Below are 19,557 nucleotides of genomic sequence, written 5' to 3' on the forward strand. Positions count from 1 at the left end.
CTTTCGGATCTTGCCGGGTCCCGGCAAGATCCGAAAGAGACGGCCTCGGCCCGGCAGGGTCCGGCCGTCCGGCAGGCGGCCGGGCGGCCGGACCCCTCGGGTGGCTACGCCCGCACCACCCGCTGCCGCCGGGCGCGCCGCGCGGCCACCGCGCCGGCCGCGCCCAGCGCCAGAGCCACGGCTCCGGCGGTCATCGGGAGTCCGGCGGGGGCGGACCCGGGCCGGGCGGCGGAGGCGGAGGCTTCCTCGGCCGTGGCTTCCGTGGGGGCGAAGCCACCGGCCTTGCCGGACTTGCCGTAGGCGGATCCCGGCAGCTTGTCCGCGTAGGCCTTCACGACGCGCGACCGGTAGGCGGCCAGGCTCGTGCCCTGCGCGCCCACGGCCGTCGCCGCGTCCTCGTCCAGGGGCAGGACCCGGTCGCCGCCGGCCACGTACCAGGCGTCGATCTGCGGTTCGCGGAACACGGTCCCGCCGGGGAGTTTCGCCGCGCCGAGCTGCGCGTAGCGGAACTCGTCGTCGCCGGTGGCGATGTTCACCACCTGCCAGCCCGCCGCGGTCTGCGCGGTCCACAGGGCGGCCTGCTGTCCGTCCGAGGAGACGGCCTTGCTGGCGAGGAACTCCAGCCGGGCCACGCTCGCGCCGGCCTTCCCCGCGACGAACTCCGGAGAGAGGTAGTGCACGGGAACCGTCTCGCCCTCGATGCGGGGCTGCGCGGCGGCGAGCGAGACCTTGCCCTCGCGGGCGAAGAAGCGGGACAGGGTGGCGAGGGTGTCGGGGGCCGCCGCCGTCCGCCCCGCGGCGGCGAGGTTCTCGGCGGTGGCGGCCTGGGGCTGCGGAACGGGCGCCGCGGACGCCTGGGTGGGGGCCAGGGCCAGGACGGCGGTCGCGGCGACGGCCGCGGCGGCGAGTCGGCCGTTCATGAGGCGGGGAGCCATGAGGTCACGCCCCGATCCGGTAGAGCGAGTGGGTCCAGGAGAAGGTGCTGTTGTCCACGTACCAGGCGTGGGAGGCCCAGTTGTAGCGGTCGCTGGAGGGCCACGGGTCTCCCCAGTACACCCAGCTGTTCGCGGTGTCGTAGCCGTAGATCACGTGCATGTGGCCACCGCCGTTGGACCACTGGATGCGGGTCTCTATCGGGCGGTTGGCGTTGATCTCGGTCTGGACGGTGGAGTACTGGAGCCAGCCGTTCACGTAGGAGCCGGAGTTGATGCCGGCCCAGCGCAGGCCGGTCTGCACGTTGGCCAGGTTGGCCTGGTTGTTGGGGCAGTCGTAGCCCTGCTGGCGGTTGAAGGCCGCGTTGCAGAACTGGTTCTGGCTGTAGCTGCGGCCGAACCAGGTGGCGATGGTGTTGCCCGCGGCGGCCCAGCACCAGTTGGTCTTCTGCTGGGCCTGCATGGTGATGTTCAGCCGCTTGGACGCCAGGGCCGAGCTCTCGGCGGGTGCGGCGGCAGCGGAGGCGGAGGTGGCGGTCGTGGTGCCCGTACCGGCGGCGGTGGCGGCAGTGGTGGGCAAGGCGAGCAGGGCGGTGAGCAGGGCGGTGATGAAGGCGGCGTGGGTGAGCCGCCGGTTTCTGTTGCGCATCGCGTTCCTCCCGAGGTGGGGAGTGGGGGTGGAGGACCGCGTCCGGACGCTGTGGAGGAGCATCGGGGTGTTGTCGGGAACAGGTCAACACGCTTCAATACGGCGTGACATCGCGGTGTGAACGGTGGGGCCAGAGTGTGAACGTCCGCCGTCACCCCACCTGGACCCACCGGGACCACGGGCGTCACCCGCCGGACCGCCCGCACCCCGTCGCGTGAACGTTCACAGGAGGAGCCGCCATGCGGTCGAGCGCGAACGGCACGTTCTCGGACAGCGCCCCTGCGGACGGCTCCCCTTCGGACAGTGCCCGCGCGGACGGCGCCCGGGAGCTGCCGCACCTGCTGCGCGACGGCCCCTTCCACCTCGCGCTCCGCGCCGCACTCGCCGCCCGCGGCCTGCCCCTGCACCGGGTGCAGCACCGGCTCGCCGCCCGCGGCATCAAGCTCGGGGTGACCAGCCTCAGTTACTGGCAGCAGGGTGCCCGGCGGCCGGGCCGCCCCGAGTCCCTGAAGGCCGTACGGGCCCTGGAGCAGATCCTGGAACTGCCCGAGGGCGCCCTGCTGCGGCTGCTGGCCGCGCCGGAACCCGCCACCCCCGGGACGGCCCGCCCGCCCGCACGCTCGTACCGGGCGCTGTTCAGCGTCGGCGCGGCCGTGGAGGCGCTGCTCGCCGACATGGAGCTGCCCGTCGACGGCGGCCTGCACACCGTCGGCCACCACGAGCGGGTGCGGATCGGCCCCGCCGGGGAGCTGCTCGGCCGCGAATCGCAGCACGTCGTACGGGCCCACCGGGACGGGGTCGACCGGTACATCGCCGTCCACCACGGCGACCCGGGCTGCGATCCGGAGCGGATCCGGGTACGGGCCGTCGAGACCTGCCGGACCGGGCGGATCCGCCGCCACCCCGAAGCGGAGCTGGTCGTCGCCGAGCTGCTCTTCGACGCCCGGCTGCGCGCCGGGGACACCTACGTCTTCGGCTACGGCTTCGAGGACGGCACCGCAGGCCGCAGCACCGAGTACGTGCGCGGCTTCAGCTATACGGGCGGGCAGTACGTGCTCCAGGTCCGCTTCGACGAGGCGGCGCTGCCGGTGCGCTGCCGCCGCTTCACGCGCAGCGGGCCGGACGCGCCGCGCGGGCGGCTCGCGGACCTGAACCCGAGCGGACCGCACCGGGCCGTGCACCTGGTGGAGCAGGGGGTGCGGCGGGGGATCCTGGGGATCGGGTGGGACTGGGAGTGAGCGCCGGTGCGGCGCGCCCCGCGCCGTCAGCCCGCGATGAGCTTGCCGCCCTCGACCTTCACCGGGACCTCCGGCAGCGGGTCGGTGGCCGGGCCGCGCAGCACCTTGCCCGTGGTGACGTCGAAGCGGCTGCCGTGGCAGGGGCAGTTGCCCTCACCTTCGACAATCTTGTCCAGGACGCATCCGGAGTGCGTGCACTGGGCGCTGAAGGCCTTGTACTGGCCCGCCTCCGCGCAGCTGACCACCAGCTTCTTCTCCCGGAACAGCTTCGCGCCGCCGACCGGAACCTCGGCCTCTGCGCCCAGCTCGACGGGCTGGACGGGGACCGCCGGGGTGCCGGAACCGCTGTTGGTCTCGGTGGAACAGGCGGTGAGCGCCGCACCGCCGCCGACGGCTCCGACGATCGCGGCGGCGCCCTTGAGGACGGTACGGCGGGCGGCGGACTGCGAGGCGGACATGCGGTTCTCCCGGAACGAGGGCGGAGCGAGGATGCGGTCGGCCCGGATCGGCCTGGCCGGGCCCTGGCGGGCCCACCCGACGATACCCGCGCCCGATGGGATACCTTCCCCCGCGTGATCGTCGTCGGTGGAGAAGCCCTGATCGACCTGGTGCCCGTCGAACGGCCGCCGGGCGCCCTGCTGCCGCGGCCGGGCGGCGGACCGTACAACACCGCGCTCGCTCTGGGCCGGCTCGGCGCACCGGTCGCCTTCTGCTCCCGGATCTCGACGGACGGCTTCGGCGCCTCGCTGCTCGACGGGCTGCGCACGGCCGGGGTGGACCTCTCCCTGGTCCAGCGCGGACCGGAGCCGACCACGCTGGCGGTGCCCTCGCTGGCCGCGGACGGCTCGGCGGCGTACGGGTTCTACGTCGAGGGCACGGCCGACCGGCTGTTCCGGCTGCCGCCCGCGCTCCCCGAGGGCGTACGGGCCCTCGCGCTCGGCACCTGTTCGCTGGTGCTGGAGCCCGGGGCGAGCGCCTACGAGACCCTGCTGCGCCGGGAAGCCGGGCGCGGGCTGCTGACCCTGCTCGACCCCAACATCCGCCCGGCGCTGATCGCCGACCCGGCGGCCTACCGGGCCCGCTTCCTGTCCTGGCTGCCCCACGTCGGCGTGCTGAAGCTGTCGGAGGAGGACGCGGCGTGGCTGGGCGGCCGTCCGGCCGACTGGCTGGCGGCGGGGCCCTCGGCGGTGGTGCTCACCCGGGGGGCCGATGGCCTGACCGTGTGGACGCGGGAGGGGGCGGAGCACTCGGTGCCCGCGCGCCGGGTCGCGGTGGTGGACACCATCGGCGCGGGCGACACCGTGAACGCGGCCCTGCTGCACCGACTCACGGCCGGAGCGCCGGGGCCGGGGGCGGGACCGGGCAGCCCGGTCGACTGGCCCGAGGTGCTGTCCTACGCCGCCGCGGCAGCCGCGCTGACCTGCACCCGGGCGGGCGCGGAGCCTCCGTACGCCTCCGAGCTCAGCGGAGGGCGGCCCACACCGTAGCCGCCACCGCGGGGGCGAACTCCTCGACCGGCCCGACCGTGTCGGGACCGGAGAAGTGCAGGAAGAAGGCCCGCTGGAAGCAGGCGCCGAGCAGCAGCGCGGCGGCGGCCGCCGGGTCGGCGTCGGGGCGCAGCCGGCCGCGTTCGAGCTCGCGGCGCAGATGGCCGGTGAGGGCCTCCAGCACCACGTGCGGACCCGCGCCGATGCTCCGTACGCCCTCGCGGTGGCGGGTGAGCAGGACGGGATCGGCGAAGAGCGAGGCGGACATGGGCATGGCTTCGGCGTAGAAGAGCGAGGCGTACCGGGCGATCTCGGTCAGCCGCTCCTCGACCGACTGGTCCCCCGGGTCGGTGGTCAAAGCCGCCATCATCGCGCCGGCGTTGGGGCGGCGCTCCATCAGCACGCGGACGAACAGCTCTTCCTTGTTCGCGAAGTACTTGTAGAGCGCGGCCTCCGAGCAGCCCGCCTCCCGGGCGATGGCCTTCGTGGTGGCGCCGGCCAGGCCGGTCGTGCGCATCAGGGTTTCGGCCGCATCGAGCAGGCGTTCCGGGGTGGACCGGCTTGACTTTGGGGTGAGCATTCACTCACCATAACGGAAACAGGGGTGAGTGAGCACTCACCCACCCCATAGTGCGTCACACCACACACGCCATGCCTCACACGTCATGCGTCACATGAATGCGGGAGCCAGGATGAAACTCACGGTGTTCGGAGCCACGGGCGGGATCGGCCACGAGGTGGTCCGACAGGCACTCGAAGCGGGCCACGAGGTGACGGCGGTCGTCCGCGACCCGGCGCGACTGGACGTACCGGCGCACGAGCGGCTGCGGGTGACGGTGGTACGGGACCTGTCCGACGAGGACGCGCTCGTGCGGGTGCTGGAAGGGCAGGAGGCGGTGGTCTCCGCGCTCGGCCCGGCGAGCAACAAGCAGGCCAGGCTCACCCCGATCGCGGGTCCGGCCCTGCGGTCGATCGTCTCCGCGATGGACCGGGCCGGGGTGAGCCGCCTGTCGGCGGTCAGCGCGGCGCCGCTGGGTCCGCAATCGCCGCAGGACGGGGCGCTCACCCGGGTGCTGGTCTATCCGTTGCTGCGCAAGGCGCTGCGGGACGTGTACGCGGACCTCACGGTCATGGAGGCGGCGATCGCCGCCAGCCGTACCCAGTGGACGGTGATCCGGCCGCCGCGACTGCTGGACCGGCCGTTCACGGGGACGTACCGGCGCGCGGTCGACGCCAACGTCCCGGGCGGCAAGGTGATCGCCCGGGCGGATGTCGCCGACGCGCTCCTGACCACCCTGTCCGACCCGTCGACCGCGGGCCACGCCATCGGCGTCGCCGCCTAGGCCGTCTCTTTTGGATCTTGTCGGTCAGGTCCGCGTCGTTCGGTGCCGTGCCTCGGCGCGCTGCCGGGGCTCCCGCGTACTGGACGTACTCGGGTGCCCCGGCAGTGCGGCGAGGTGCGGTGCCGGGCGGCGCGGGCCCGGCAAGATCCGAAAGAGACGGCCTAGCCGCGGCTCCCGGCCCCCGCCCGGCATCACGCCGGAGCGGGGGCTTCTGCCGTGCTACGCCTTGCGGGCCCGGGCGGTCTTCTTCGCGGCCGGGGCAGCTGCCTTCTTGGCCGCTGCCGGGGCAGCTGCCTTCTTGGCCGCTGCCGGGGCCGCCGCCTTCTTGCGCGCGGCCGCCTTCTTCGCCGGCTTCGCCGGAGCCGCCGCCGGGGCACCGGCCTCCAGGACCCGGTCCGCGCCCAGGATGTCGCGCAGGAATTTGCCCGTGTGGCTCGCGCCCACCGAGGCGACCTGCTCCGGCGTGCCCTCGGCGACGACGAGGCCGCCTCCGTACCCGCCCTCGGGGCCCATGTCCACGACCCAGTCCGCGGTCTTGACGACGTCGAGGTTGTGCTCGATGACGATCACCGTGTTGCCCTTGTCGACCAGCCCCGACAGCACCTTGATCAGCTTCGAGATGTCCTCGAAGTGCAGACCCGTCGTCGGCTCGTCCAGGACGTACACCGTCCGCCCCGTCGACCGCTTCTGGAGCTCCGAGGCCAGCTTCACGCGCTGCGCCTCGCCGCCCGACAGGGTCGGCGCCGACTGGCCGAGGCGGACGTACCCGAGCCCCACCTCGTTCAGCGTCTTCAGGTGCCGCGAGATCGTCGGGACTGCCTCGAAGAAGCCCGCGGCCTCCTCGATCGGCATGTTCAGGACCTCGGCGATGGACTTGCCCTTGTAGTGGACCTCCAGCGTCTCCCGGTTGTACCGGTCGCCGTGGCAGACCTCGCACGGGACGTACACGTCCGGCAGGAAGTTCATCTCGATCTTGATCGTGCCGTCGCCGGAGCAGTTCTCGCACCGGCCGCCCTTCACGTTGAAGGAGAAGCGGCCCGGCAGGTAGCCGCGCACCTTCGCCTCCATCGTCTCCGCGAAGAGCTTGCGGACGTGGTCGAAGACACCGGTGTACGTGGCCGGGTTGGACCGGGGGGTCCGGCCGATCGGCGACTGGTCCACGTGCACGACCTTGTCGACGAGGTCGTCGCCGTCCACCCGGGTGTGCCGTCCCGGCACCGACCGCGCACCGTTGAGCTCGCGGGCCAGGTGCGTGTACAGGATGTCGTTGACCAGCGTCGACTTGCCGGAGCCCGATACGCCCGTCACCGCCGTGAGCACGCCCAGCGGGAAGGACACGTCGATGTCCCGCAGGTTGTTCTCCTTGGCGCCGTGGACCGTGAGCTTGCGCGACGGGTCCACGGGACGGCGTACGTCCGGGAGCGGGATGGACCGCTTGCCGGACAGGTACTGACCGGTGATCGACTCGGGGTTCTTCAGCAGCTCCTTCAGCGAACCGCTGTGCACGACCTTGCCGCCGTGCTCGCCGGCGCCCGGGCCGATGTCCACGACCCAGTCGGCCACCTTGATGGTGTCCTCGTCGTGCTCGACGACGATGAGGGTGTTGCCCATGTCCCGCAGCCGCACCAGGGTCTCGATCAGGCGGTGGTTGTCCCGCTGGTGGAGGCCGATGGAGGGCTCGTCCAGCACGTACAGCACGCCCACCAGGCCGGAGCCGATCTGGGTGGCGAGGCGGATGCGCTGGGCCTCGCCGCCCGACAGGGTGCCGGCGGCGCGGTTGAGGGAGAGGTAGTCCAGGCCGACGTCGACGAGGAAGCGCAGCCGCTCGTTGACCTCCTTGAGGACCCGCTCGGCGATCTTCTTGTCGCGGGCGTCGAGCTTGAGGCGCCCGAGGAAGTCCGCGCACTCGCTGATCGACATCGCGGCGACATCGGCGATCGAGCGGTCCATCACCGTCACCGCGAGCACGATCGGCTTGAGCCGAGTGCCCTGGCAGGTGGGACAGGGCACCTCGCGCATGTAGCCCTCGAAGCGCTCGCGACTGGCGTCGCTCTCGGACTCCGAGTGGCGCCGCTTCACGAACGGCACCGCGCCCTCGAAGGCCGTGGTGTAGGCCCGCTCGCGGCCGTACCGGTTGCGGTAGCGGACCTCGATCTGGGTCTTGTGGCCGTACAGCAAGGCCTTCTTCGCCCGCAGCGGCAGTCCGGCCCACGCGATGTCGGTGCGGAAGCCGAGCTCCCCGGCGAGCGCGCCGATCAGCCGCTGGAAGTAGTCCTTGGTGTGGCCGAGCGCCCACGGCGAGACCGCGCCCTCGTCCAGGGACTTGTCCTCGTCCGGGACGATCAGCTCCGGGTCCACCTCCATGCGCGTACCGATGCCGGTGCACTCGGGGCAGGCGCCGAAGGGCGAGTTGAAGGAGAAGGAGCGCGGCTCCAGCTCCTCGAAGGAGAGGTCGTCGTACGGGCAGTAGAGGTGCTCGGAGTACATCCGCTCACGCTCGGGGTCGTCCTCCGCGAGGTCGACGAAGTCCAGGATCACCATGCCGCCCGACAGCCCGAGGGCGGTCTCCACGGAGTCCGTCAGCCGGCGCTTGGCGCTGTCCTTGACGGTGAGGCGGTCGATGACCACCTCGATGGTGTGCTTCTCCTGCTTCTTCAGCGTGGGCGGCTCGGAGAGCTGGATCGTCTCCCCGTCCACCCGGGCCCGGCTGTAGCCCTTGGTCTGGAGGTCGGCGAAGAGGTCGACGAACTCGCCCTTGCGCTCGCGCACGAGCGGCGAGAGCACCTGGAAGCGGCTGCCCTCGGGCAGCGCGAGCACCTTGTCGACGATCGCCTGCGGCGACTGCCGCGAGATCGGCCGGCGGCACTCGGGGCAGTGGGGCTTGCCGATGCGCGCGAAGAGCAGGCGGAGGTAGTCGTAGACCTCGGTGATGGTGCCGACGGTGGAGCGCGGGTTGCGCGACGTGGACTTCTGGTCGATGGAGACGGCCGGGGAGAGGCCCTCGATGAAGTCGACGTCGGGCTTGTCCATCTGCCCGAGGAACTGGCGGGCGTACGAGGAGAGCGACTCGACGTAGCGGCGCTGGCCCTCGGCGAAGATCGTGTCGAAGGCCAGGGAGGACTTGCCCGACCCGGAGAGTCCGGTGAAGACGATGAGCGAGTCGCGCGGCAGGTCAAGAGAAACGTTCTTGAGGTTGTGCTCGCGAGCGCCACGAACGATGAGACGGTCGGTCACGCCGGTCCGCACCTTTCTTGAGAGAGCGGGGCACTGGCCCCCGTCCCAGGGTATTGGGGGGCGCCTCTGCGATGGACTTGGAGACTGGACTCCGAGCGTATAGCACGTGCATTCGATTTTCGGCACTCCGCAGCCCTCTTCACCCGATCGTGTGTGGAGGACCCCTCGGCCACTAGGCTCGGCCGCATGATTGATCATGCGCACGACCTGCGATCCGTTCATGAGGCCACCGACCGACTGCTGACCGCGGTCGCGAAGCTGGACAACGCGAAGCTGGCCGAAGAGTCACTTCTCCCCGGCTGGACCCGCGGCCACGTCCTGGCCCACCTCGCCCGGAACGCGGACGCCCTGGTCGAGGTCTTCGATGGCCGCCCGATGTACGAGAGCGCCACCTCCCGGGAATCCGACATCGAGCGCGATGCGGGGCGTCCCCTGCTGCAACAGCTCGAGGACGTCCGGAATTCCGCGGACCGCTGGCAGGCCGTCGCCGACCGCCCGCAGGACTGGACCCGCACCGTGGAACTGCGCAACGGGGTCACCGACACGGCGGCCCGGGTTCCCTTCCGGCGCCTGATCGAGGTCGAGCTGCACCACGTCGACCTGAACATCGGCTACGAGCTCTCCGACCTCCCCGAGGAGTTCACCGGACGGGAGATCGAGTTCCTCGCGGAGCGCTGGTCGGGGCGCCCGGAGGTACCGCCCACCGCCCTGTCCGCCACCGACGGGCGCCAGTGGCGGACCGGCTCCGCCGGCGACCCGGTCGTCACCGTCACCGGCACCGCCGCCGCGCTCCTGGGCTGGCTGGCCGGCCGCGCGGACAAGGGCGCCTCCCTGACCACCGAGGGCGGACCCCTGCCGGTCCTCCCTCCGCTCTAGGATCGGTCCATGACGTACAGCGGAGCGGTCAAGGTCGGCGGTCCGGCCGACGTGCACGAACTCTCGGACCTCATGATTTCCAAGGTCGCGGTGGGGGGCATGAACAACAACGCCTACCTGCTGCGCTGCCGGGCCACCGACGAGCAGCTGCTGATCGACGCAGCGGCCGAGCCGGAGACCCTGCTGAGCCTGATCGGTGACGGCGGCATCGCCTCCGTGGTCACCACCCACCGGCACGGCGACCACTGGGCCGCGCTGGCGGACGTGGTCGCGGCGACCGGCGCGCGGACGTACGCGGGCGCCCACGACGCGGAGGGCATCCCGGTCGCCACCGACGTGCTCGTCGAGGACGGGGACACCATCACGGTCGGCCGGGTCACGCTGACCGCCCGCCACCTGGTCGGCCACACCCCCGGCTCGATCGCGCTGGTCTACGACGACCCGCACGGCCACGCGCACGTGTTCACCGGCGACTGCCTCTTCCCGGGCGGCGTCGGCAACACCTCGGGCGACGGGAAGGCCTTCACGAGCCTGCTCGACGACGTGGAGAACAAGCTGTTCGGCGAGCTGTCGGACGAGACCTGGGTCTACCCGGGCCACGGCAACGACACCACGCTCGGCGCCGAGCGCCCCCACCTGGCCGAATGGCGCGAGCGCGGCTGGTAGCGGGCGGCGAAGAAGGGGGCGCCGGCCCGTCAACCTCGCGCCGGACCGCACTCCCTTCCGGTCATTGACTGCCGAACGCACCTCCCGAGGGGGCGGGGCGGGGTAATTGCTGCACCATGCAACAGGACCCCTCCCCCGCTCCCCTCCCCCAGGCCGCCCCGGCCGACGCACCGCCCCCCGCCCCGTCCCCCTCGATGTTCCGGATCGCCGCGGCCTCCCTCGTCGGCACCGCCATCGAGTTCTACGACTTCTTCGTCTACGGCACCGCCGCCGCCCTGGTGCTCGGCCGGCTCTTCTTCCCCTCCTTCTCCCCGCTCGCCGGGACCCTCGCCGCCTTCGGCACCTTCGGCGTCGGTTTCCTCGCCCGGCCCCTCGGCTCCGCCGTCTTCGGTCACATCGGCGACCGGTACGGCCGCCGCCCGGTGCTGCTCGCCTCGCTGCTGCTCACCGGCCTGGCCACGGTGGCGGTGGGTTGCGTGCCCTCGTACGCCTCCATCGGGATGGCCGCGCCGGTCCTGCTGGTCCTGCTGCGCTTCCTCCAGGGTCTCGGCCTCGGCGGGGAGTGGGGCGGCGCGGTGCTGCTGACCTCGGAGCACGCTCCCGAAGGGCGGCGCGGACTGTGGTCGAGCTTCCCGCAGATGGGTCCGGCGGTGGGGTTCTTGCTGGCCAACGGCCTGATGCTGACCCTGTCGAGCACACTGTCCGACGGGCAGTTCGCCGCCTGGGGCTGGCGGGTGCCGTTCTGGGTGGCGGGGCTGCTCGCCCTGACCGGGCTGTGGCTGCGCCGGTCGGTGGAGGAGACCCCGCAGTTCCGGGCGCTGGCCGAGACCGGCCACCGGGCCGACGCCCCGCTGTCCGAGGTCCTACGGGGCCACTGGCGCCTGCTCCTGCTGACCGGCGGCGCACTGGCCGTGGGCTACGCCGTCTTCTACGCGGTCACCACCTGGTCCCTCGCGTACGCCACCGAGCACCTCGGCGTGCACCGCTCCGTGATGCTGGCCTGCATCATGGTCGCCGTCGCCCTCAAGGGGGTGGCGACCCCGGTGATCGCGGTGCTCGGCGACCGCTACGGCCGGCGCCCGCTGTGCCTGGCGGGCTGCACGGCGTCCGCGCTGTGGATGTTCCCCTTCGTGGCGCTGCTGCGCACCGCGGACCCGCTGCTGATGACCCTGGGGCTGCTCGGCGCCCTGCTCGGCATGGTGACGATGTTCGCGGTGGTGGGCGCGTACCTGCCCGAGCTGTACGCCCCGCGGATCCGCTGCACCGGCGCGGCCGTCGGCTACAACCTCGGCGGCGTGCTGGGCGGTGCGCTGACCCCGATCGTGGCGACGGCGCTGGCGGACGGCTCCGGCCCGCCGTGGGCCGTCGCCGTGTACCTGACGGCGATCGCCCTGGTCTCGCTGGCCTGCTTCGCGCTGCTGCCGGAGACCAACCCCGTGGTCGTACGGCAGCGGACGGGCGCGTACGCGAACGCGGAGAAGGGGGCGGCCGAAACGACCGCCCCCGCCTAGACCGCTCAGCCGCTCAGCCGCTCTTGTCCGCGGTCGTCGGCTTGTGTCCCGGGTACACGTGGCCGGGGGTCACGATGCTGGTGACGGCCTCCCCGAAGAGGGTGCTGGGCTCCTGGCCCTTGTACAGGTCGTCGGTGGTGAGCACGATGACCATGGTGGCCTGCTCCTCCGGCAGGTAGACGGTCAGCGTCTCGTACCCGGGCAGCGAGCCGTTGTGGCCGATCCAGCCCTGGACGTTGAAGATGCCGAGCCCGTAGCCCGCGCCGGGGATGATGCCGATCGGCTGGGTCTTCAGCCGCTCGGCCTGGGTCGCGGGGGTCAGCAGGGTGCCGGTGGCGAGGGTCTTCGCCCAGCTGCGCAGGTCCTCCAGGTCGGAGACCATCGCTCCGGCGGCCCAAGCCCAGGACGGATCGAAGTCGGTCGCGTCCACGATCTTCCCGCCGGGCAGGTCGTTGGTGTACCCGTGCGCGTGCGGCTCGGGGAACTCCCGGCCGACGGGGAAGAGCGTGCGGCCGCTCAGCCCGGCGGGCTTCACCACGTCCTGCCCGATGACCTCGTGGATCGGCCGGCCGGTGATCTTCTCCACCAGCAGGCCGAGCAGGATCAGGTTGGTGTTGGAGTACTCGAACTGCGCGCCCGGTGCGAAGTTCACCGGGTGCTTGAAGGAGATGTCGAGCAGCTGCTGCGGCGTGAAGGTGGAGGTGCCGCTGAGCTCCTTGTCGAAGCCCGGGTCCTCGCTGTAGTTGAAGAGCCCGCTGCGCATGCCCGCCAGCTCGCGCAAGGTGATGCGGTCCCCGTTCGGCACACCGCTGATGTACTTGCCGATCGGGTCGTTCAGGGAGAGCTTGCCCTGATCGACGAGCTGGAGGAGGGCGGTGACCGTGAACGTCTTGGTCTCGCTGCCGATGCGGATCCCGAGATCGGGTTTCATGGGCGCGCCGGTGGCCTTGTCGGCCACCCCGAAGGACTTCACGTAACTGCCCTTGCCGGGGGCCCACAGGCCCACGGTCACGCCCGGCACCTTCGCCAGGTCCATCACCTCTCGCACGGCCGCGTCCAGTCGTGCCGCGACGGCCGGCGTGAGCTGCGGGAATTCCGTGTCGCCGTCCGGTGACGGAGCGGCGGACACGGAAGGCGCCGGGGCGGTCGCCCCGTACGCATCGCCCGCGGCGACCGGGGCGAGGAGGACACCTGCGGCCGTGGCGGCCAAGCAGGCCCTGCGCATACGCGTGCGGGTCGACCTCATGGCACTGCCTCCTGTCGCAGACGACCAGGGCAACAGCACCAGCGTAGGCCCGGGCATCCCCGGTCGCGCGGCGGATCAGGCGTCGATGCGCTCCGGGCCGGCCGCGGCGGCCTCGGCCTCCGCCTGCTTCTTCGAAGCGATCAGGCTGGTGATCGTGGTGATCACCAGGACACCGCAGATGACGCCGAGGGAGACCGGGATGGAGATCTGCGGGACGTGCAGGCCCGACTCGTGGAGGGCGTGCAGCACGAGCTTGATGCCGATGAAGCCGAGGATGACGGAGAGCCCGTAGCTGAGGTGGACCAGCTTCTTGAGCAGGCCGCCGATGAGGAAGTACAGCTGGCGCAGACCCATGAGGGCGAAGGCGTTGGCGGTGAAGACGATGTACGGGTCCTGGGTGAGGCCGAAGATCGCGGGGATCGAGTCCAGGGCGAACAGCACGTCGGTGGTGCCGATGGCGAGCATGACGACCATCAGCGGGGTCAGGACGCGCTTGCCGTTGCTCTGGATGAAGAGCTTGGTGCCGTGGTAGCGGTCGGCGACGCCGAACTTCTTCTCGATGGACTTGAGGAGGCGGTTCTCCTCGAACTCCTCTTCCTCCTCGTCCTTGCGGGCTTCCTGGATCAGCTTCCACGCGGTGTAGATGAGGAACGCGCCGAAGATGTAGAAGACCCACGAGAAGTTGGTGATGATCGCGGCGCCGGCGGCGATGAAGATGGCGCGCAGGACGAGGGCGATCAGCACACCGATCAGCAGCACGCGCTGCTGGAGCTGTGAGGGGACCGCGAACTTCGCCATGATCAGGACGAAGACGAAGAGGTTGTCCACGCTCAGGGACTTCTCGGTGATGAAACCGGCGAAGAACTCCTGTGAGGCCTGGCCGTGGCCGAACACCAGCAGGCCGAGTCCGAAGAGCACCGCGAGGACGATCCAGACGACCGTCCAGATCCCCGCCTCCTTCATGGAGACGTCGTGCGGCTTGCGGCCGATGAAGAAATCGGCGCCGATGAGGATGCCCAGACCGAGAATGGTCAGCACCCAGAGGGTCAACGAAACGTCCACTATGAACACGCCTCCGGCAGATGGCTCAGAACTTTGTCAGCGTCATCGCTGCCGGAGGTCTCTTCCACCCGGACGGCCAGGAGGCCACGGGCCGGCGCCCCGGGACCGATTGCAGTCCGTATTGACGGGCACGCCGTAGCAGGAAAGCAGGAATACTCCCCTCCGCACTCACCAGGGTACCCGTGGTAGGCCCATAAGGTAAAGGGGAACCCAAGAACTGGTCACCGGACGGTCATCAGGCCGGGCGGCGGACCGCCCGGCCGCCGCTACCGGGCGCGGCCGCGGGCCGCCGCGACCCGCTCCAGTGCCTGGTCCAGGACCCGGCTGCCCTGCGGGGGCAGATCCGGCTCGAAGATCCAGGCGTGGTGGACCCAGGGGTCGGCGAGGTGGTTGTCCGGTACGGGTGACAGCCGCATCAGCGAGCGCCACAGCGGGTCCAGCAGCGGCCCGTAGGCCGAGGCTTCGTCACGGTCCGCGACCATCAGGAGGTGCACGCCGACCGCCGGGCCCTCGTCGGCGAGGTAGCGCAAACGGGTGACGGCGCGGTCGTCGAAGCCGTGCGGGAAGTCGTGCACGATCAGCAGCTGGTCGGAGGTGTCCACATCGGGCGGCAGGTCCTCGGGAGCCCCGGCCCGCACGGCCATCTGTACGAGGTCCACCCGGCGGGTCAGCCGCTCCAGGGTCTCGGTGACCCCCGCGGCCCCGGCGGCGGGCGCCCCGGCCAGCACTCCGGCACGCACCAGCGGGGCCAGCGAGGCGGCTCCGGCTCCGGCCGCGTCGATGACGTGGACGGCGAACCGGTCGGCGGGGTGCGCGGCCAGCATCCGCGCCGCGTGCGCGACGGCCATGTCCATGGCGGCCCGGCGCAGCCGGTCGGTGTCCATCGCCATGGCCGCCTCGGAGCCGGTGCGGCCGTTGTCGATCCACAGGCCGCGCTCCAGCGGGACCCGGACCAGCATGGGGATGCGCAGATCGGGCCGCTCGGGCAGGTGGAGGTCGCCCAGGCGCAGGGCGAGCGGGGCCTCGGCGGGCACGGAGTGCGCCTGCCAGACCGGGTTGTCCCAGCGCGCGTACGCGGCGGGCAGCGCGGGCTCGACCACCTCGGACTCGGAGGTGAGCTGGACCAGGTCCCGGTCGAGGACGTCCTGCGCCCGCGCGACCAGTTCCTCGCGGCGGCCCCGGGCGGCGTCGCGGGCGGCGTTTCCGGAGCCGCCGAGCCGGTGGCGGGGGTCGGACAGCGCCTCGTCGAGCTCGCGGTCCATCCGGGAATCGGCGAACTCGACGGCGCCGCGATAGGCGGCGACGGAGCGGGCCAGGTCCTCGAACATGCCCCAGACCTGGTTGTAGAGCCGCTCCTCCATGGACCAGCCGCTCGCGTCCCCGGCGACGGGGCGGGGCTGTTCCCCGGGCCGCGGCGGCGCGGCGGGGCGCGGCGCGGGCTCGGGCGGCTCGGTGCTGGTGCGGCGGCGCGGGTGGGCGTAGCTGATGGTGGGCGGACCGCCGGCGGTGTCCGCTCCCGATTGCGGTTGCGGTTGCGGTTGCGGGGGCATCGGCGGGGGCGTGGGCGCGGCCGGAACGTCCTGCGGCGTCGGCGCCGGCGCCGGCGTCTGGGCCGTTGCCGGGGCACGGAGCCCGCGCGGAACGGTCGGGGCCGGGCCACCGGGCATGACGGCCAGGGTGATGTCCCCCGCCGGCGCCGTGCCCAGGGCGGCTGCGGCCAGTTCGGCTGCGGCCGCCGCGGGCAGCCCGGCGTCGGTCAGGAGCGCGCCGAGGCCGGCGGCGTACCCCTGGCCGACGGCGCGCACCTTCCAGGCGTCCTGGCGCCGGTACAGCTCCAGGGCCACGACGGCGGTCTCCGACTCCAGTCCGGTCAGCGTGTACCCGGCGAGCTCCGCGCCCTCCGGGTCGGCCACGGAGACGTAGGAGGCGGGGACCGCGCCGAAGTGCCCCGGTCCGCCGGGCGGCAGGACCAGGACGAGGCCGACCCGGTGGACGGCCGGTGCGACCGCGTCGAGGTCGACCGCTATGCGGTGCTGCCCGGAGGCCGCCCCGGGCACTTCCAGCCCGGGGAGGGTGCGGGCGCCCGGGTGGGCGACCGCCCCGGGGCCGGCGAGCCGGCCCGTGTCGTCGCCGAGCTGGGCCAGGGCGAGCACGGGTGTGCCCGCCGAGACCCTGATCTCCACCCGGCTCCGGGACAGGGGGTGGTTCTGCCCCCGGACCAGTTCGGCCGTCATCGTGCAGCCCCTCCCCCGTACCCGTTCTTCCGCCGGGCCCTCGATCGCGCCCGGTCCTGCTGTGCCGTGTTTCTGTTCTGTTGTGCTGTGCTGCTGTCCTGCTATGCCGTGCTGTGTTGCCGTGCTGCCGGTCCTGCTTACAGGTGCGGCAGGATCGCCGGCATCAGGTCCTGGAAGGTACGGCCGTTGGCCGGGTTTCCGAGGGCCGTCATCTGCCAGCCGCTGCCGACGCGCGACACCTTCGCCATGATCTGAGCGGTGTACTGGCCGCCACCGTCCAGCGTGTAGCGGGCCAGCTCCTGGCCGTTGGTCTCGTCGACGATGCGGCAGAAGGCGTTCTCCACCTCCTGGAACGTCTGGCCGGTGAAGGAGTTCACCGTGAAGACGATCTGGTCGATGTGCACCGGCACGCGCTGCAGGTCGACGAGGATCGACTCGTCGTCCCCGCCCTGGCCGACGCCGCCGACGAGGTTGTCACCCGTGTGCTTCACCGAGCCGTCGTCGCTCTGCAGGTGCCGGAAGAAGACGACGTCCACGGGCTGCTTGTCGGCGAAGAGCACTGCCGACGCGTCGAGGTCGATCTCCCGGGTCCGCGAGCCGAACAGCCCCCGGCGCTTGGCCGCCTGCCAGCCGAGGCCCATCCGGACCGCGGTCAGCGTGCCTCCGTCCGCCTTCTGCAGACTGATGGCCTGACCCTTGGTCATGTTGACCGTCACGCGCTGTCCCCTCTCCATAGCCCTCCCCCGATGGGGGTGCGCAGCGTGTACCTGCGGCTGTGCCAACCCTACTGACCGCCTCCGGGTCAGGCGAGGCCCGCTTCCTTCATCTGTCGCAGCTCCTTCTTCAGCTCGCCGACCTCGTCGCGGATCCGGGCCGCCACCTCGAACTGGAGCTCGGCCGCCGCGCCCCGCATCCGCTCGGTCATCTGCTCGATGAGCGCGGCCAGTTCGGCGGCGGGACGATCGGTCGCCACCACGGGACCCTTGGCGCCCTTGGCGCCCTTCGCCCCGGCCTTGCCGCCCGACGCGGCCTGCGCCGCCTTGCCGCCCAGCGCCGGGACGGGCGCCTTGAGGGCCTTGCCGTCCTTCGTCTGCCGGTAGCCGGTACCGAGGAGCTCCTCGGTGTCGAGCTCCTCGCGGGCGATCGTGGCCACGATGTCGTTGATCTTCTTGCGCAGCGGCTGCGGGTCGATGCCGTGGGCCGTGTTGTAGGCGACCTGCTTCTCGCGGCGCCGGTTCGTCTCGTCGATCGCCTGGGCCATCGCCGGAGTGATGCTGTCCGCGTACATGTGGACCTGGCCGGAGACGTTGCGCGCCGCGCGTCCGATGGTCTGGATCAGCGAGGTCCCCGACCGCAGGAAGCCCTGCTTGTCGGCGTCGAGGATGGCCACCAGCGACACCTCGGGCAGGTCGAGGCCCTCGCGGAGCAGGTTGATGCCGACCAGGACGTCGTACTCTCCGGCCCGCAGCTCGCGCAGCAGCTCGATGCGGCGCAGGGTGTCCACGTCGCTGTGCAGGTAGCGGACCTGGATGCCGAGCTCCAGGAAGTAGTCGGTGAGGTCCTCGGCCATCTTCTTGGTGAGGGTGGTGACCAGGACCCGCTCGTCCTTCTCCACCCGCTGCCGGATCTCGTGCACCAGGTCGTCGATCTGGCCCTCGGTGGGCTTGACCACGACCTCCGGGTCGATGAGCCCGGTCGGGCGGATGATCTGCTCGACGAAGCCGTCGCCGCGCGAGAGCTCGTACTTCCCCGGAGTGGCCGACAGGTAGACGGTCTGGCCGATCCGCTCCTGGAACTCCTCCCACTTCAGCGGCCGGTTGTCGAGGGCCGACGGGAGCCGGAAGCCGTGGTCGACCAGGGTCCGCTTGCGCGAGGCGTCGCCCTCGTACATCGCGCCGATCTGGGGCACGGTGACGTGCGATTCGTCGATGACGAGGAGGAAGTCCTCGGGGAAGTAGTCGATGAGGGTGTTCGGGGCGGAGCCGCGCTCGCGGTCGTCCATGTGCAGCGAGTAGTTCTCGATGCCGGAGCAGGAGCCGATCTGGCGCATCATCTCCAGGTCGTAGGTGGTGCGCATGCGCAGGCGCTGCGCCTCCAGCATCTTGCCCTGCTTCTCCAGCTCGGCGAGCCGCTCGGCGAGCTCGGCCTCGATGCCGCGGACCGCCTTCTCCATCCGCTCGGGGCCGGCGACGTAGTGGCTGGCGGGGAAGACGTAGAGCTCGCGGTCCTCGCTGATCACCTCGCCGGTCAGCGGGTGCAGCGTGGACAGGGCCTCGATCTCGTCGCCGAACATCTCGATCCGGACGGCCAGTTCCTCGTACACCGGGAAGATCTCGATGGTGTCGCCGCGCACGCGGAAGGTGCCGCGGGTGAAGGCCACGTCGTTGCGGGTGTACTGGATGTCGACGAAGCGGCGCAGGAGCTGGTCCCGGTCCATCTCCTCACCGACCTTGAGGGGGACCATCCGGTCGACGTACTCCTGCGGGGTGCCGAGACCGTAGATGCAGGACACGGAGGCGACGACGATGACGTCGCGCCGGGTGAGGAGGGAATTGGTCGCGGAGTGGCGCAGCCGCTCCACCTCCTCGTTGATGGAGGAGTCCTTCTCGATGTAGGTGTCCGACTGCGGTACGTAGGCCTCGGGCTGGTAGTAGTCGTAGTACGAGACGAAGTACTCGACCGCATTGTTCGGCAGGAGCTCGCGGAACTCGTTCGCCAGCTGGGCGGCGAGCGTCTTGTTCGGCGCCATCACCAGGGTGGGCCGCTGGAGCTTCTCGATCATCCAGGCGGTCGTCGCCGACTTGCCGGTTCCGGTCGCGCCGAGCAGCACGACATCCTTCTCACCTGCACGGATGCGCTTCTCCAGCTCGGCGATGGCCGCCGGCTGGTCGCCGCTGGGCGTGTAGGAGCTGACGACCTCGAAAGGCGCCACCGTGCGTTCGATCTTCGATACGGGCCGCATGGGTCAACCGTACGACCACCCACTGACACTCGACGCCCGCCCGCCCCGTGCGGAGCCGTGCGGGCCTGGTCCGTTTGTCGTAGTTCGGTGGCGGCCCGGTGATCGTCAACCCCATGA

At 71.6% G+C, this 19,557-nt stretch carries 16 protein-coding genes; 6 read left to right on the forward strand and 10 right to left on the reverse strand.

Annotated elements, in window-relative coordinates:
* Window positions 1–104 precede the first annotated feature (104 nt).
* Both ACFVX6_RS20645 and ACFVX6_RS20650 read right to left on the reverse strand, forming a co-directional pair.
* Complete coding sequence (locus ACFVX6_RS20645; RefSeq protein ID WP_389693409.1) at window positions 105–935, reverse strand: hypothetical protein; 831 nt, start codon at window positions 933–935, stop codon at window positions 105–107.
* Between the two features lie 4 nt (window positions 936–939).
* Window positions 940–1,581, reverse strand: a complete 642-nt coding sequence (locus tag ACFVX6_RS20650) for a papain-like cysteine protease family protein (protein ID WP_389693412.1) — start codon at window positions 1,579–1,581, stop codon at window positions 940–942.
* A 239-nt stretch (window positions 1,582–1,820) separates the two neighbouring features.
* On the opposite strand from ACFVX6_RS20650, the gene ACFVX6_RS20655 reads away from it, so the two are divergent.
* Window positions 1,821–2,819, forward strand: a complete 999-nt coding sequence (locus tag ACFVX6_RS20655; RefSeq protein ID WP_389693414.1) for a hypothetical protein — start codon at window positions 1,821–1,823, stop codon at window positions 2,817–2,819.
* 26 nt (window positions 2,820–2,845) lie between these two features.
* Here the strand turns inward: ACFVX6_RS20655 and ACFVX6_RS20660 are convergent, their stop codons facing one another.
* A complete protein-coding gene (locus ACFVX6_RS20660) occupies window positions 2,846–3,277 on the reverse strand; it encodes a Rieske 2Fe-2S domain-containing protein (protein ID WP_389693416.1) in 432 nt (143 codons plus the stop codon).
* 114 nt (window positions 3,278–3,391) lie between these two features.
* On the opposite strand from ACFVX6_RS20660, the gene ACFVX6_RS20665 reads away from it, so the two are divergent.
* Window positions 3,392–4,306 (forward strand): carbohydrate kinase, encoded by a 915-nt coding sequence (locus ACFVX6_RS20665; protein WP_389693418.1) that lies wholly within the window; start codon window positions 3,392–3,394, stop codon window positions 4,304–4,306.
* On the opposite strand, the gene ACFVX6_RS20670 is transcribed toward ACFVX6_RS20665, so the two are convergent.
* The gene (locus ACFVX6_RS20670) at window positions 4,281–4,886 is read right to left on the reverse strand and encodes a TetR/AcrR family transcriptional regulator (RefSeq protein WP_389693420.1); all 606 of its coding nucleotides are present in this window, start codon (window positions 4,884–4,886) and stop codon (window positions 4,281–4,283) included. The genes ACFVX6_RS20665 and ACFVX6_RS20670 overlap by 26 nt on opposite strands.
* 112 nt (window positions 4,887–4,998) lie before the next feature.
* Between ACFVX6_RS20670 and ACFVX6_RS20675 the strand changes: the two genes are divergently transcribed.
* A complete protein-coding gene (locus ACFVX6_RS20675) occupies window positions 4,999–5,649 on the forward strand; it encodes an NAD(P)-dependent oxidoreductase (RefSeq protein ID WP_389693422.1) in 651 nt (216 codons plus the stop codon).
* Between the two features lie 219 nt (window positions 5,650–5,868).
* Here the strand turns inward: ACFVX6_RS20675 and uvrA are convergent, their stop codons facing one another.
* Window positions 5,869–8,883: an excinuclease ABC subunit UvrA gene (gene uvrA, locus ACFVX6_RS20680; protein ID WP_389693424.1), complete on the reverse strand. Its 3,015-nt coding sequence runs from the start codon at window positions 8,881–8,883 to the stop codon at window positions 5,869–5,871.
* A 186-nt stretch (window positions 8,884–9,069) separates the two neighbouring features.
* Here uvrA and ACFVX6_RS20685 point away from each other — a divergent pair, with 186 nt between their 5' ends.
* The 3 genes from ACFVX6_RS20685 (at window position 9,070) to ACFVX6_RS20695 (ending at window position 11,936) form a co-directional block, all read left to right on the forward strand.
* The gene (locus ACFVX6_RS20685) at window positions 9,070–9,759 is read left to right on the forward strand and encodes a maleylpyruvate isomerase family mycothiol-dependent enzyme (RefSeq protein ID WP_389693426.1); all 690 of its coding nucleotides are present in this window, start codon (window positions 9,070–9,072) and stop codon (window positions 9,757–9,759) included.
* 9 nt (window positions 9,760–9,768) lie between these two features.
* Window positions 9,769–10,425 (forward strand): MBL fold metallo-hydrolase, encoded by a 657-nt coding sequence (locus tag ACFVX6_RS20690; RefSeq protein ID WP_389693428.1) that lies wholly within the window; start codon window positions 9,769–9,771, stop codon window positions 10,423–10,425.
* A gap of 194 nt (window positions 10,426–10,619) precedes the next feature.
* Window positions 10,620–11,936, forward strand: coding sequence for an MFS transporter (locus tag ACFVX6_RS20695; protein WP_389693523.1), 1,317 nt, complete (start codon window positions 10,620–10,622; stop codon window positions 11,934–11,936).
* 13 nt (window positions 11,937–11,949) lie between these two features.
* Here ACFVX6_RS20695 and ACFVX6_RS20700 read toward each other — a convergent pair whose 3' ends face one another.
* The 5 genes from ACFVX6_RS20700 to uvrB all read right to left on the reverse strand — a co-directional run bounded on the left by ACFVX6_RS20700 (window position 11,950) and on the right by uvrB (window position 19,440).
* Window positions 11,950–13,182 (reverse strand): serine hydrolase domain-containing protein, encoded by a 1,233-nt coding sequence (locus ACFVX6_RS20700; protein ID WP_389693430.1) that lies wholly within the window; start codon window positions 13,180–13,182, stop codon window positions 11,950–11,952.
* Window positions 13,183–13,257: 75 nt separating this feature from the next.
* Complete coding sequence (locus ACFVX6_RS20705) at window positions 13,258–14,244, reverse strand: TerC family protein (RefSeq protein ID WP_389693432.1); 987 nt, start codon at window positions 14,242–14,244, stop codon at window positions 13,258–13,260.
* A 266-nt stretch (window positions 14,245–14,510) separates the two neighbouring features.
* Entirely contained in the window at window positions 14,511–16,478 is a 1,968-nt protein-coding gene (locus ACFVX6_RS20710; protein ID WP_389693434.1) for a TerD family protein, read from the reverse strand.
* A 137-nt stretch (window positions 16,479–16,615) separates the two neighbouring features.
* Window positions 16,616–17,194 carry a TerD family protein gene (locus tag ACFVX6_RS20715; protein ID WP_250753038.1) on the reverse strand — a complete coding sequence of 193 codons (579 nt, stop codon included), beginning with the start codon at window positions 17,192–17,194 and terminating at the stop codon, window positions 16,616–16,618.
* 86 nt (window positions 17,195–17,280) lie between these two features.
* Window positions 17,281–19,440, reverse strand: coding sequence for an excinuclease ABC subunit UvrB (uvrB, locus tag ACFVX6_RS20720; RefSeq protein ID WP_389693436.1), 2,160 nt, complete (start codon window positions 19,438–19,440; stop codon window positions 17,281–17,283).
* Window positions 19,441–19,557 lie beyond the last annotated feature (117 nt).

Origin of the sequence: Streptomyces sp. NPDC058289, from assembly GCF_042880975.1 — a bacterium.
In the GTDB taxonomy this organism is placed as follows: domain Bacteria; phylum Actinomycetota; class Actinomycetes; order Streptomycetales; family Streptomycetaceae; genus Streptomyces; species Streptomyces stoeckheimensis.